A 12240-nucleotide genomic window follows, 5' to 3' on the forward strand; every position below is an offset into this window, starting at 1 on the left:
AGTTATTTTTAAAAATTTCTATCTAATTTTCAAGCTGTCAAAAAACGTCAAAATTGGAATTAGGTGTTCGACTGTGATCCCTCTTCAGCCACAAAAACCTGAAAATGATGATTTTGAGGTTTTTTTATAATGTAATTCATTGATTTACAATTATTTAATTATTATACTGATGAAAATCAAAAAAAATATTAAAATTAAACTTATTGATTATTAGATAGTTAAAATTAAATTTTAGCAAATGGCTGTAGGGGTGTCCAACACTTTTTATGAAAATTTTAATCGATTTGTAAGAGCGAGGAAAACGTCTCCGTAACAAAGTTTTCATTAAATTTGTGCGTCCGTGCTTTGATTGAGCTGTAGTGCTGAAAAGCCACGCCCTCGCAAAACCGCGGCACGTTAGCGGTAATGTTAAAACGACAACAACATGACATTTTATCAACAGGAAATAGACCGAATTAAGAAAATTTGTTATTCAAACGAAAGACAATTAGACGCTGTTATCAAAACGAGAAACTATATTAATCACAACTTTAACAACGAAGTGAATTTGATTTTATTAGCCAATATAGGATTTGCTTCAAAATTTCATTTGCTCCGACTTTTCAAAAAGTATTATGGTCAAACACCAAAACAATATTTAATTGATAAACGCATTCAACAGGCAAAACAGCTCCTGAAAAATGGAATTAATGTAACTGAAACGTGCTTTGACGTCGGGTTCGACAGCCCCAGTTCATTTAGTACGTTGTTCAAATCTCGTGTTGGTCTGACACCGATTGAATTTCAAAAAAGAGCAACTTTCACAAAGTCGGTTTAATTCCTATTTTGAAATTTTGTAGCCTAATCATAAATGAATAAACAAAATGAAAATAAAAGTAATTAGTGTTCCAGTCCAAAACCAAGAAAAAGCATTGCAGTTCTACACTGAAAAATTGGGCTTCGTTAAAAAAGTTGACGTGCCAGTGGGCGAAGGCGACAGATGGCTAACTGTGGTAAGCAAGGATGAACCTGATGGACCAGAGGTATTGTTAGAACCATCACCCAACCATTTAGTAGAGGCCAAAACGTATCAAAAAGCGCTTTTTGACAAAGGCATTCCTTACACCCAATTCAATGTTGACAACGCTCAACAAGAATATGAGCGACTTGTAAGTATTGGAGTGGAATTTAGCGTAAAACCAACAGCAATGGGGACAGTAAAAATTGCTGTTTTCAATGATACTTGTGGAAACAACATTCAAATTATAGAAATGCTTTAAAAAAACTACCGCTAACTGCAGTTTTGCGTCAGGCGGGCGAAGTGCTTCGTTTGACGCTTTTTGCGAATATTTAAGCTTGGTTCTTCGCTTCACCGTTATTGTTGTAAACCCGCACGAACACAAAGCCTCGGCCCGTTGACTCCTATAAACTGGAAAGAGAGATTTACTGCCCAACCCATTTATATGCTTAATTCTGATGCCTTACTGGGTATTGAGCCGCTCTTAAGCAGGTTGCTTGTACCTGCGTAGATTATGATTTACCTCCACTAATGGTTCCAACGGAAATATTTAAGATCGAATCCTGATAAAAAAGTAACCGACAATTTGGCTCATCTGATTAATTATGATTGGATAATAGCCAGATAAACAAAGGTTAATCAGCTCAAGCATCTGTAAGATTCCGTTTTACCACTCATAAATTTAGATTTTGAAAAAAGGTTAAAATTGGTATTAAGTGCTCGACTGTGATCCCTCCCAGTCTACCGCTTCACGAAAAACGTTGTAAATCAACTCTTTACTTATTTAAGTCATGTCGCATTGTCAAACCTTACATTTTAATAAAAGCATCATTAGGCTTCAGCCATATCTTCATCCCAGAGCAAGCGATAATCTTTTGAGCTTCGATCGTAAATAAATAAGTATTTATTTGCGCAAGTAAATACTTGCGCTTATATTTGCAAGCATATACTTGCGCATTATTATGGAAACAAGAAGAGATGTATTTCAGGCGATTGCCGACCCTACCCGAAGGAATATCATAGGCATGCTATCCAAAGAGCCTTTAAATGTTAATGCGATTGCCGAAAAGTTCGACATGACCAGGCAAGCCATTTCTCTCCATGTAAAGATCCTGGAAGACTGTGGATTAGTTTCCATTGACCAGCGTGGAAGAGAAAGATTTTGCGAGGCAAAATTAGACCAGTTAAATGAAGTGAGCCATTGGATTGAAGAATCACGAAAGCAATGGAATTCCCGATTTGACAGGTTAGACAACTATTTAAGAGAAATTAAAGCTAAAAATAATGGAAAAAAGTAATGAATTATTAATCACCCATCTGTTTGATGCACCACAAGAGTTGGTTTTTAACGCATGGACAGACCCTGAAAAACTTCAACATTGGTATGCCCCAAGTGGTTGTACCATTGATTTTAAATGGATTAATGCAGTACAAGGCGGTGGGTTTCATTCCTGTATTCACGATCCTGTACATGGCGACTGTTGGATCATCGGAGATTATCTCGAGGCTAAATTTCCTGAAAAACTAGTGCTCACTATGACTCTTTCTAACGAACGGGGTGATACTGTAAATGCTGGAGCATCTTCAAAACCAGAAGATTGGCCACAAACTATTATCACAACAGTTACATTCGAGCCAGTCGGAAATCAAACTAAACTCACACTTCACCAAACGGTAGATGAAGTCCAGGCAAAAAACACTGGGGCTTATCAAAGTTGGTTTAGCATGTTTGATCGCTTGCAAATTATATTAACTCAAAAAATAATCTTATGAAAAACGAAACTTTAATTATTACGAGAACTTTCGATGCTCCTCGGGAATTGGTATTTAACGCTTTTAGCAATGTCGAAGCTTTAAATGCTTGGTGGGGCCCTGTGCAAATGAAAAACACGGTCATCAGCTTAGATTTTAAAGTAGGTGGAATCTTCCATTATAAGATGGAAGGACATGGCCAAATAAATTATGCCAGGTTTTTGTTTACTGAAATTAATCCCTTTTCTAAATTAGTTTTTAAGCTTGCATTTGTTGATGAAGAACTAAACATTATTCCACCCCCTTTCCCGATTAAATTCCCAATGGAAATTCTTTATGATTTTAACTTTAGTGAAACCAACAAAAAAACCACATTGACGATGACCGCAATACCTGTGAATGGAACAGCCGAAGAAATCGAAGGCTTTATCGGATTGAACGATAGTATGCAACAAGGTTTTGGCGCTTCGCTAAATAATTTGGAAACTTATCTGAGCAACATGAGTACCCATCCATAAAACTGAGAGATAACCGGTACAACGAGATTACCTGCCAATAAAAATGCAATAGATATTCAATTGAGAAATATAGATTATTGTGCAGCAGGGATACATTATTCCCTTATTGCAGATTAAACCTTTTACTGATTATTTAAATTTAAGACTATCAAAGAAGGTCAAAATAGGTATCAAGTGTTCGACTGTGATCCCTCTCAGTCCACTTAACGATTAAAGCGCTGTCAATCAGCGCTTTAATTTTAAATAAAGGATTTGAACCTTCTTTCAATCCTTAATCGCAACAAATACATTATCAATCGTTTAAATTATTTAAAATACTTTTTGGGACAGTTTTCTGTGTAAAAATTCTATTTTCAATGGCGTTTTGTTTACACCATTTTTACACCAGCGTTATTTACTGTTTATACCATGCAAATCAGCTTAAAGCTAATCTATTATACCCGTAAGAAATATTCTGATGGGGGTCACATCCAATTACCCTTCATTATATCCACTAGCCTAAAGTCGAAAAAGAATTCTTGACAAGTTGCCTACATGAAAACTAGGACGCTAGAAGAAACAGGATAAAAGACAGTGTGGGCATTTCGGCAAAAAAGTGTGAGTAAAACTGTAAGCATTCAAACACAAAACCCTTGCAAGCAACTAACTAACAAGGGTTTATATTTTTACTTAGTGGGCGATAAGAGAGAAAATTTGAACCGTTTTATAAATGATTTAAGGGTTTTAGTTGATTTAGGCAAGAATCAAAGCAACGATATTGGATAGAATTTGAACCACATTTTAAATGATGCTTAGCGCTATCAATAATTGACGGAATACTGATAGACTCCGATTTTCATTTATAATGATCTCTCGGAATTATGATTCAACTTCCCTATTTTTTTCAACATAAAAATTAAAATAACCAGACCAACTGCAAAAGAGAATACAGGAAAAATCATTTCCAAAACAAGGATTGATGGTTTGAGTTCAACAAAGATTAGCAGACTGCAGGCAATCAGTACTAAGATGATCCATTTGCCGAGCCGCTCTTGTTTACGATATTGCTTACTGTAACTGAATTTGTAACTAGTTACCACCGCATTCATCAACCTCAAAGAGAATCCTTCAGAGGGGGCAATTGCTCCGTGCTCCTTAAGCAGTTCTTTGAGAGGGTCTAGTTCTTTGGGTTTTGGTTTCATAATTCTTTAATTTCATTTTTCAATAATCTCTTCAATTCTCCTTCCAACTGCTTACGGCTTCTGAGTAAACGCATTTTAATCGCTGATGACTTCATGCCCATAATCTCAGTTATCTCGGCGATGCTTTTGTCTGCAATATAATGCAGGGTAATGATTAGTTGATCCTCTTTTTTGAGCTTTTCTATGGCTATACCAAGATACTTCTTTCGGTCTGCGTTAGCTAGACGTTGCAAGGCACTACCTTCATCACTTACATATTCAGTGTATTCATTGTCGTCCTCCAATTCAAGAGTCACATTATTTTTGACTCCTATTTTAGTCAGTGCAGTGTTATAGATGATCCGATATAACCAAGTTGAAAATTTAGACGCCCTTTTGAACCGGTCGAGGTATTTAAAAGCTTTCAGGAAACTATCCTGCACCACCTCTTCAGCATCTTCATGGTTGCCTACTATCCTAACCGCTATGGTGTATGCCATATCCCGGTAGGCATTAACCAGATATTCAAGTCCTTTTCGCTCTCCACGAAGGGCACTGTCAAGGTAATGATCGCCTAGATTTCGGTGCTTTTTAAATATCATCTGTATCTTAGACTAAGATACAGATGATCTGGTCACAAAGTATTTAGTTGGGCATTCAAAATAAATGTGACCGATGGCTTAGATCGATAGTCTTATGAACAAATAAAAAGTAAGACATGGAAATCACATCAGCAGCACTACTCATTTCTATTTCCCTGGTAGTATTCGGAATCGCATATTATTTTTTTACGACGCGCCACAAAGAAAGGATGGCTATCATTGAAACCGGGCAATCGCCAGATTTGTTTAAAAAGCAGGGACAGTGGCTATATTTTCTTTTGACCTTGGGTGTGGTGAGCATAGGTATTGCTATAGGAATACTTGCAGGGTCGCTTATACAGCCGCTCGTCAATCTACATGGCTTTTGGGTCATGTCCAGTAGCATACTTATCTTTTTAGGTGTCAGTCTAATTCTTTGCTACTTTATCTTAAAATCAATACTTGAAAAGCGTAAAGACTAAATACCATTTTTAATTAAACCAGTTTTTTTAAACTCCAACAATTGAACAATGAAAACATTATTCAGGCTATTACTATGCTTTTTTTTTAGCGCAGCATTTCAAATTTCTTCCTATGGACAACCCGAAATAACAACCTATGATTCGCTCCTCGGCACCATTTTCCCAAAAGATGGTCCAGGCGGAACGGTACTGATATCAAAGGCAGGAAAAATTCTTTTTAATAAGGCCTATGGAAAGGCAAATCTTGAGCTGAATGTACCAATGCGTACAGACCACGTATTCCGACTAGGCTCTGTCACCAAACAATTTACTGCAGTATGCATCCTAAAGCTTGTTGAAGAAGGAAAGCTTTCACTAGAAGATCAGTTAATTAAGTTTATTCCTGATTATCCCCTTAATGGCAAAAAAATTACCATTGCAAATCTGCTCACACACACTTCTGGCATAAAAAACTATACTGGTCTTTCTGCGTTCAATGAAAACCTGAAGCGACAGGACCTCTCTCCGAAAGAGCTGATTGCCTTGTTCAAAGATCAACCCTTAGATTTTGAACCTGGTAGCAACTACAAATATAGCAACTCAGGTTACGTTCTTTTAGGTTACATCATTGAAAAGCTGAGTGGGAGAACATACGGAGAATATGTGCAAAAAAATATATTTGAGCCACTGGAAATGAGCAATTCTTACCATGACGAGCGTGTAAAGGTAATTCCTGAAAGAATTTCAGGCTACCGAAAAAGAAATGGAAGGTACGAAAATTCAGAATTTTTAAGCATGACATTACCTTATGCTGCCGGATCTTTATTATCAACAACTGGTGATCTTTTAAAATGGTACGCTGGTCTAGAAGATGGTAAAGTAATCAATAAAGCTAGTCTTGAGTTGGCTCAAACTTCATGGCATTTGGCAAATGGTAAAGAAATCGGTTATGGCTTTGGCTGGGAAATTGGAAATATACAAGGTAGCAAAGCGATAAAGCACAATGGTATTGTGAATGGTTTTTTTACCGATGTGATTTATCTACCTGCTGAGCAAATTTTTGTTTCAATATTAGCTAACTATGAGAATATCGGTGATTTGGATATTTCAGTAGCTAAACTTGCAGCAATTGCTTTAGGTAGGCCATATATATTTAATGCGAAAGTTATAGAACCCGCTGCTTTGCAACAATACCAAGCGGTATACAGTAATCCCTATGAAGGGGAGCGTTATATCACTAACCAAGATGGCATATTAATGTATTATTATAAAGGTGGAGGCAAGACACGCTTAATGCCATACGGCACAGATATTTTCTTGTTAGAGAATAGTCTTAATTCTCTTATGTTTAAAAGAGATGGCAAAGGAACAATAAACGGATATCAGATTAAAGGTACTGGCATTACTTCAACATGGAAAAAAAGCACGGGAATACCTTTAATCAATCGAATCAGTCTTTCAAGCCAAATTCTGATTCGTTATACTGGTAAATATCTTTTTGAACCCAATATGCTTTTTGAAGTTATTTTAGAAAAAGGCAAGCTGTTTGGGCGCGTAGGGAATGATCAAAAAGAACTCATACCTTTCGAGGAAAATAAGTTTTATGCCAATGATATGGATGCAACCATTATCTTTAACCGAAATAAATCTGGTCAAACTACTTCCCTTACGAAAATACAGAACAGTGAAATGACGGCAAAAAAGCTATAGCGGAGAAAGTGAAATATCAAAACAGATCGTTTTATGATGGTACTTTTGTGTTCACTAATTATAATAGTTGAGTTCCAATTTTTAGGCATTTACATAAAGAACCCATACTGGGCTCGAACCAAAATCACCCTTTAAACTACTCTGAGAGCATGTAAAAATGTTCACAAAAATAAAACCCCTCTTTACGGTCTGTAAAAGGGGTTTGTGGTCCCGACGAGAATCGAACTCATATCTAAAGTTTAGGAAACTTCTATTCTATCCGTTGAACTACGGGACCAATATTATTTAGATTGCCATAAGGCAATCTGGCAACTAATTATCAAAATAATCAGCATTAAATGTGCCTAACATTATTTTAATGGCGCAAATATAATAAAACTTCTTACCTAAAGCGGGCAAATTTAAAAATGTTTTATGACCAAATTTCTTACTGATTTTTTAATATCTCACCTTCATTGATTGACCTCAATTCATCAAATTTTAAATAACACGGTTAAACAATTGCTATTAACATAGTTAACATGTAGCTACAATGCAACCTGATGAAATATAAAAGGTAGACTTTTTATTTTAAAACGAGGACATTTGTAGTCTAATACCTTTTATTAGGTTGAAAGGTCCAAAGATTAGCCAATCCAAAAGACAAAACATTATCTTTCAATGCAAGGGACAGCCAAAAAGGAACACAAAACACTGTCAGTCTATCCCATCATCCCTAAGCCACTGCATTACCCACCTCCAAAAAAAACCTACAGGACATATTGCTACATCCTGCAGTGTTTTAGCTGAGCGCGCCGTCAATACCTTGATAAGACGGAATAATTTCAAAATCATTTAAAAAGCCCACAAAATCCTGCAATACATTCGTAATGTGCGCAAGCTCATGCTCCAGAAAGCCCATGGCCACCGGATCCTGATGCAGACTGAATATATCTTTAATGTTGTTTTGGTGCCCAATGAGCAAATCATTGAGCTTTTCGATCTGATCGCCTGTGGTAAGCGGCAACAAGGGCCCTTCAACGCCCTGGCTTGCCGCATAGGTACCCATCCCCCCGTATTCCAGACCTGCCAGAGAATCAAAACATTGGAGCAGTGCACTATGGCGGATATAATAGGCCATACCCGTGTTACCACGCTCAGAAGGAGAGTTCTTCCAGAAAAAGTCAAATTTATCACGTAAATAACGTGCCATGCAAACGTTGCGGAATAACGCAGCAAACAGGTTTTCCACCCTGACCAATTCTGTTTTCATCATTCCAAATCGCCTCTAACAGAACTAATTTAACCAATGATATCCAAAAAAGGATATTTTAAGGACGAAAAGAGCTATTTTATACATGAAAAGGTGATTTTTAGGGATGGACTTTAGATTAGTAATCAAAGTTCCTTTCGTTCGTCCTGGCGTAAGATCCCATTTACAGGAACAGCAATCTTTACTGAAATGTTGAAAAATCAAATTATAATATTATTTTTCCAATTGGAAATCAACGCGTAAAACATATTAATTTTAAGCACACAACGAAACCATAGCTATGAAATTCATTTTTATCTTACTTATTATCGTTTCCTTTAAGGCATCTGCTCAAGAACTGGAAATCCTTTTAATCGGTGTTTCTCATAACTACAGCAATTACCAAAAGCAGGATTTTTCAGACATTTACCGCAAAATTCAACAATTTAAGCCAACAGCATTTTTCGGAGAATTTCTGAGTAAGGAAGATGAACAGCATATTATGGACTATTGGTGTAAGAAAGACAATTTGAAAAGATTACAGACACTTAGAAAAAACAGAGATATCGCAACAGATCAGCTACCTAAAAAAATTGACAGTTTAAAAAAACGCTGCCTACAAGACCCTGAAAACTATAAGTTAAAAACGGACCTGGCCCATGCTTACTACCTTAACCAGGATGTTTCCAATGGTCACTATCAATATTGGCAGGTTTTCGACCGGCTTAAACAATCCCCGGACGATCAGCTGCAAGCTTATGTCAATCAATTGCTGAGTCCGGAATTGGATACCACCGGGCGAAGCATGAGAAGATTGAAAACCTCCGAATACGCATTGATCGCATTCCCGATGATGCGAAAAATCGGCATCAAGGAGTTACTGCCCATGGATTGCCAGGACTATGACCTTAATTGGAATGCATCCTGGTCTGCGAGCGACGAAAAATTCAATATATTCAGAAAGGATACTTCCGCCACCTTTCAGCGAGAGCTGAAGGAAAAACTGGCTAAAATAAATACAGGTTTCGAGCGATATGATAAAATTGAGAAGTCTTCTACTCAGGTAACCGAATGGCTGAACACAGCTGAAGCGTCGGCAATTTCCGCATCCGGAGATTTCTATCTGCCGGAGCTGTATGATATGAAGAACTTCCCTAAAGAAGAAATGCTTTCCAAGATACATTGGTGGCTGATGAGAAATGAGGGGATGTGCAACAATGTACTGAACCGTTCAAAAGAGAAAGGGGTTAAGCGGGTTGTTGTAATTGCCGGAGCAAACCATCGCAAATATATGCAGGACATTTTCGAAAAGATGCCCGGCGTAATTGTCAAAAACCTTAATGAGGTCAAATAGTTTTACCGGAAAACAGTGGGACGAATATACCATGTCACCACGGAAAGCATTTCTTTCCTTAATTATTTATATCTGGCCAGGTTACTATTAATTCCATACGCTTTAACCAAAAGCCACCTTTTTTATAATATTTAATCAGTATTCAACCATTTCATTATCCAGAAAGCAGTACATCCACCGTTCTCCAGGTTCTGATGAGATGATAACAGGATGTTTTTCTGCCCGGCAATGATGCGACATGTGTTGCATTGGCGATGAATCACAGCATAAGGTAATGCCACAGGTTTGGCAGGTACGAAGATGTACCCAATCTGTACCTTGTTTTATACAGGTTTCACAAACACGTTCTTTTGCAGTTTTTAATTCTTTTACAGCCTCAATGTGGCTGCAGATGCTGTTGTTTTCCATAATTACAATTTTGATAAATATTGATGAACCTGAGTTACTGCCATGGCACCTTCGCCTACAGCCGATGCAACCCTTTTTACCGAATTAAACCTGACATCACCAGCAGCAAAAGAGCCTGGAACACTGGTTTCTAAATGATAAGGCGGCCGTTCCAGCTCCCAACACATCTTATATTGATCCAGGCTAAGCAAATCATTACCTGTATAAAGATATCCATTTCTATCCCTGCAGATTGCAGTTTCAACAGCCCATTCTGTATTGGGTTTTCCACCTATACAGATGAATAATTTTGAGGTGTCGTACCATGCTTCTGTTCCATCCTGACTGTTTACAATTTTGACGCGCTGTAGATAATCATCACCTTCCAGTGCCGCTACTTCAGCATAATACAGGACATGAATATTCTTAATGGATGCTATCCGCTGAATCAGGTATTCAGATAAGGTATCTGCAAGGTTACCTTTTCGGATCACCATGAAAACGCGTTTGGCAAAGCCAGAAAAATAGGCAGCAGCCTGTCCGGCAGAGTTTCCGCCGCCAACAATATAAAGGTCTTTATCCTGACAGAAAAAAGCCTCACTTGCACCAGCACCATAATAAACTCCTTTATGAAAAAACCGGTCCTCATCAGGGAGATTCAATCTGGCATACTCCACCCCTGTTGCACAGATATTTGTTTTAGCGACCAGCTTTTCGCCGGTTGCAAAATCTACATGGATTCTATTATCATAAAACGAGCCTTTGATCCCCTCCTTTAAAAGCAAAATCTCGACGCCGAATTTTAACGCTTGCTGCCTGGCCCTTTCAGCAAGGTTTGCCCCGGATATTCCTTCAGGAAAACCCAGGTAATTTTCGATCAGCGAGCTGGTACCAGCCTGTCCACCAATGGCTTCACGTTCAATCAGGATAGTTTTCAGGCCTTCTGATGCAGCATAAACCGCTGCACTTAATCCCGCAGGACCAGCACCGTAAATCGAAAGATCATATTCCGCATATTTGGGTTCGGTAATCCAGCCCAGGTTACAGGCAATTTGTTCTAAGCTTGGATTTACGATCACTTTGCCATCAGGGAATTCTATTACAGGTTGCTTATCTGGATTATTAAATGAGGTAATTCCCTGGCCCCAGCCCAAATCATCATGCGTAATGTCGAACCATTCGAAATCGATAACACTTCGTTTTAAAAAGTCTCTGATGGGGTAAATTTCAGGAGAATCTGGTTTACCATATAATTTTAGTTTGTTCATGGACAGTTCTTAATCAGTTCGGGTTTTTAATTGTTTAATCACCTCATCACCAGCGCTTTCGGATGAAGTGCCGTAACCGTTTACAAAGATTCCTTTTATTTTACCGTCAATAGAGGAAATGGCATAAACAATCGCCTCATCATCGGGGTCGGACTCTCCTTCAAAACGATAATGTTTATCGATCAAAAATTGCTCGGGAGACGCCTGAATTGGATTTTCTCCGCTACTCAACTGGCTACTTTTCAAATTGAAATCGAAAGTATAACCCTGTTTAACCAAGGCATTTACAACTTCTGAAAGTGAAGTCATTTCTCCGATATGTTTTAAATAATCGTTATCCATAATTATTTGTTCTTTTTAAATGACGTGTTAATTTACCAAAAAACAAACCAACACACAACATACTGTAAAACAAAACTTTAAAAACAAACCAACAATAAAAATTGACGATATAAAGTGAATTTATGATAAAATTCGGGCCTATTTATTTTTTAAAATATAGATGGCCAAAAGATGAATTGTTCAATCATTAAAAAAGCAAAAAAGAGCGGTTTAAACTAATTTAAATGGCTATCTTTAAAATAAAAAGATCATGATTATAGACCCAAACAAAGAAGAACTTTCTGACGATAAGGAAGATGCATTAACCAGCGAGGAAGATGCGTTAAATCAAAGCACAATCATCAGTGATGAAAGGGCTGCCGAACACGACTCGGACCTGTTGGATCAGGCAGACAAGGCCTCCCGCTCATCTTTCGAATTGGATATTTAGGCCAATCGTTATGCCAGGAAAAATGGCGATATCTTTGGAAATTTCAGGA

General features: G+C 37.6%; 15 protein-coding genes, 1 tRNA gene and 1 pseudogene. 10 read left to right on the plus strand and 7 right to left on the minus strand.

What is annotated here, in order from left to right:
• Nucleotides 1–424 precede the first annotated feature (424 nt).
• From J7E57_RS26065 to J7E57_RS26090, 6 genes and pseudogenes are all read left to right on the plus strand, one after another.
• The gene (locus tag J7E57_RS26065) at nucleotides 425–817 is read left to right on the plus strand and encodes a helix-turn-helix domain-containing protein (RefSeq protein ID WP_215130372.1); all 393 of its coding nucleotides are present in this window, start codon (nucleotides 425–427) and stop codon (nucleotides 815–817) included.
• 46 nt (nucleotides 818–863) lie between these two features.
• A complete protein-coding gene (locus tag J7E57_RS26070; protein WP_215130370.1) occupies nucleotides 864–1259 on the plus strand; it encodes a VOC family protein in 396 nt (131 codons plus the stop codon).
• A gap of 279 nt (nucleotides 1260–1538) precedes the next feature.
• Nucleotides 1539–1625 (plus strand): annotated as a pseudogene (locus J7E57_RS27560) (hypothetical protein); the annotation flags it as partial.
• 334 nt (nucleotides 1626–1959) lie between these two features.
• Nucleotides 1960–2295, plus strand: coding sequence for an ArsR/SmtB family transcription factor (locus J7E57_RS26080; protein WP_215130368.1), 336 nt, complete (start codon nucleotides 1960–1962; stop codon nucleotides 2293–2295).
• Nucleotides 2282–2770 (plus strand): SRPBCC domain-containing protein, encoded by a 489-nt coding sequence (locus tag J7E57_RS26085; protein ID WP_215130366.1) that lies wholly within the window; start codon nucleotides 2282–2284, stop codon nucleotides 2768–2770. The genes J7E57_RS26080 and J7E57_RS26085 overlap by 14 nt, the downstream gene beginning before the upstream one ends.
• Entirely contained in the window at nucleotides 2767–3267 is a 501-nt protein-coding gene (locus tag J7E57_RS26090; RefSeq protein WP_215130364.1) for an SRPBCC domain-containing protein, read from the plus strand. Before J7E57_RS26085 ends, J7E57_RS26090 begins: the two co-directional genes overlap by 4 nt.
• Before the next feature lie 839 nt (nucleotides 3268–4106).
• On the opposite strand, the gene J7E57_RS26095 is transcribed toward J7E57_RS26090, so the two are convergent.
• Both J7E57_RS26095 and J7E57_RS26100 read right to left on the minus strand, forming a co-directional pair.
• On the minus strand, nucleotides 4107–4448 hold the full coding sequence (locus J7E57_RS26095) for a hypothetical protein (RefSeq protein ID WP_215130362.1): 342 nt from the start codon (nucleotides 4446–4448) through the stop codon (nucleotides 4107–4109).
• Nucleotides 4445–5029: an RNA polymerase sigma factor gene (locus J7E57_RS26100; protein WP_215166316.1), complete on the minus strand. Its 585-nt coding sequence runs from the start codon at nucleotides 5027–5029 to the stop codon at nucleotides 4445–4447. Before J7E57_RS26100 ends, J7E57_RS26095 begins: the two co-directional genes overlap by 4 nt.
• Nucleotides 5030–5145: 116 nt before the next feature.
• On the opposite strand from J7E57_RS26100, the gene J7E57_RS26105 reads away from it, so the two are divergent.
• Together J7E57_RS26105 and J7E57_RS26110 are read left to right on the plus strand one after the other, a co-directional pair.
• A complete protein-coding gene (locus J7E57_RS26105) occupies nucleotides 5146–5490 on the plus strand; it encodes a DUF6249 domain-containing protein (protein ID WP_215130358.1) in 345 nt (114 codons plus the stop codon).
• A 48-nt stretch (nucleotides 5491–5538) separates the two neighbouring features.
• Nucleotides 5539–7179 carry a serine hydrolase gene (locus tag J7E57_RS26110; RefSeq protein ID WP_215130356.1) on the plus strand — a complete coding sequence of 547 codons (1641 nt, stop codon included), beginning with the start codon at nucleotides 5539–5541 and terminating at the stop codon, nucleotides 7177–7179.
• A 205-nt stretch (nucleotides 7180–7384) separates the two neighbouring features.
• Here the strand turns inward: J7E57_RS26110 and J7E57_RS26115 are convergent.
• Nucleotides 7385–7456 (minus strand) — tRNA-Arg (locus J7E57_RS26115).
• A gap of 504 nt (nucleotides 7457–7960) precedes the next feature.
• The gene (locus tag J7E57_RS26120; RefSeq protein ID WP_215130354.1) at nucleotides 7961–8371 is read right to left on the minus strand and encodes a hypothetical protein; all 411 of its coding nucleotides are present in this window, start codon (nucleotides 8369–8371) and stop codon (nucleotides 7961–7963) included.
• Between the two features lie 340 nt (nucleotides 8372–8711).
• Here J7E57_RS26120 and J7E57_RS26125 point away from each other — a divergent pair, with 340 nt between their 5' ends.
• Complete coding sequence (locus J7E57_RS26125) at nucleotides 8712–9764, plus strand: DUF5694 domain-containing protein (RefSeq protein WP_215130352.1); 1053 nt, start codon at nucleotides 8712–8714, stop codon at nucleotides 9762–9764.
• 135 nt (nucleotides 9765–9899) lie between these two features.
• Here J7E57_RS26125 and J7E57_RS26130 read toward each other — a convergent pair whose 3' ends face one another.
• The 3 genes from J7E57_RS26130 to J7E57_RS26140 are packed head-to-tail and all read right to left on the minus strand — an operon-like array spanning nucleotide 9900 to nucleotide 11761.
• The gene (locus J7E57_RS26130) at nucleotides 9900–10172 is read right to left on the minus strand and encodes a UBP-type zinc finger domain-containing protein (RefSeq protein ID WP_215130350.1); all 273 of its coding nucleotides are present in this window, start codon (nucleotides 10170–10172) and stop codon (nucleotides 9900–9902) included.
• Nucleotides 10173–10174: 2 nt separating this feature from the next.
• Entirely contained in the window at nucleotides 10175–11419 is a 1245-nt protein-coding gene (locus J7E57_RS26135; RefSeq protein WP_215130348.1) for an NAD(P)/FAD-dependent oxidoreductase, read from the minus strand.
• A gap of 9 nt (nucleotides 11420–11428) precedes the next feature.
• The gene (locus tag J7E57_RS26140; protein WP_251030039.1) at nucleotides 11429–11761 is read right to left on the minus strand and encodes a phosphoribosylpyrophosphate synthetase; all 333 of its coding nucleotides are present in this window, start codon (nucleotides 11759–11761) and stop codon (nucleotides 11429–11431) included.
• A 250-nt stretch (nucleotides 11762–12011) separates the two neighbouring features.
• Between J7E57_RS26140 and J7E57_RS26145 the strand changes: the two genes are divergently transcribed.
• Nucleotides 12012–12191: a hypothetical protein gene (locus J7E57_RS26145; RefSeq protein WP_215130458.1), complete on the plus strand. Its 180-nt coding sequence runs from the start codon at nucleotides 12012–12014 to the stop codon at nucleotides 12189–12191.
• The last annotated feature ends 49 nt before the right edge of the window (nucleotides 12192–12240 follow it).

The sequence above is a fragment of the Pedobacter sp. ISL-64 genome (assembly GCF_018613605.1).
In the GTDB taxonomy this organism is placed as follows: domain Bacteria; phylum Bacteroidota; class Bacteroidia; order Sphingobacteriales; family Sphingobacteriaceae; genus Pedobacter.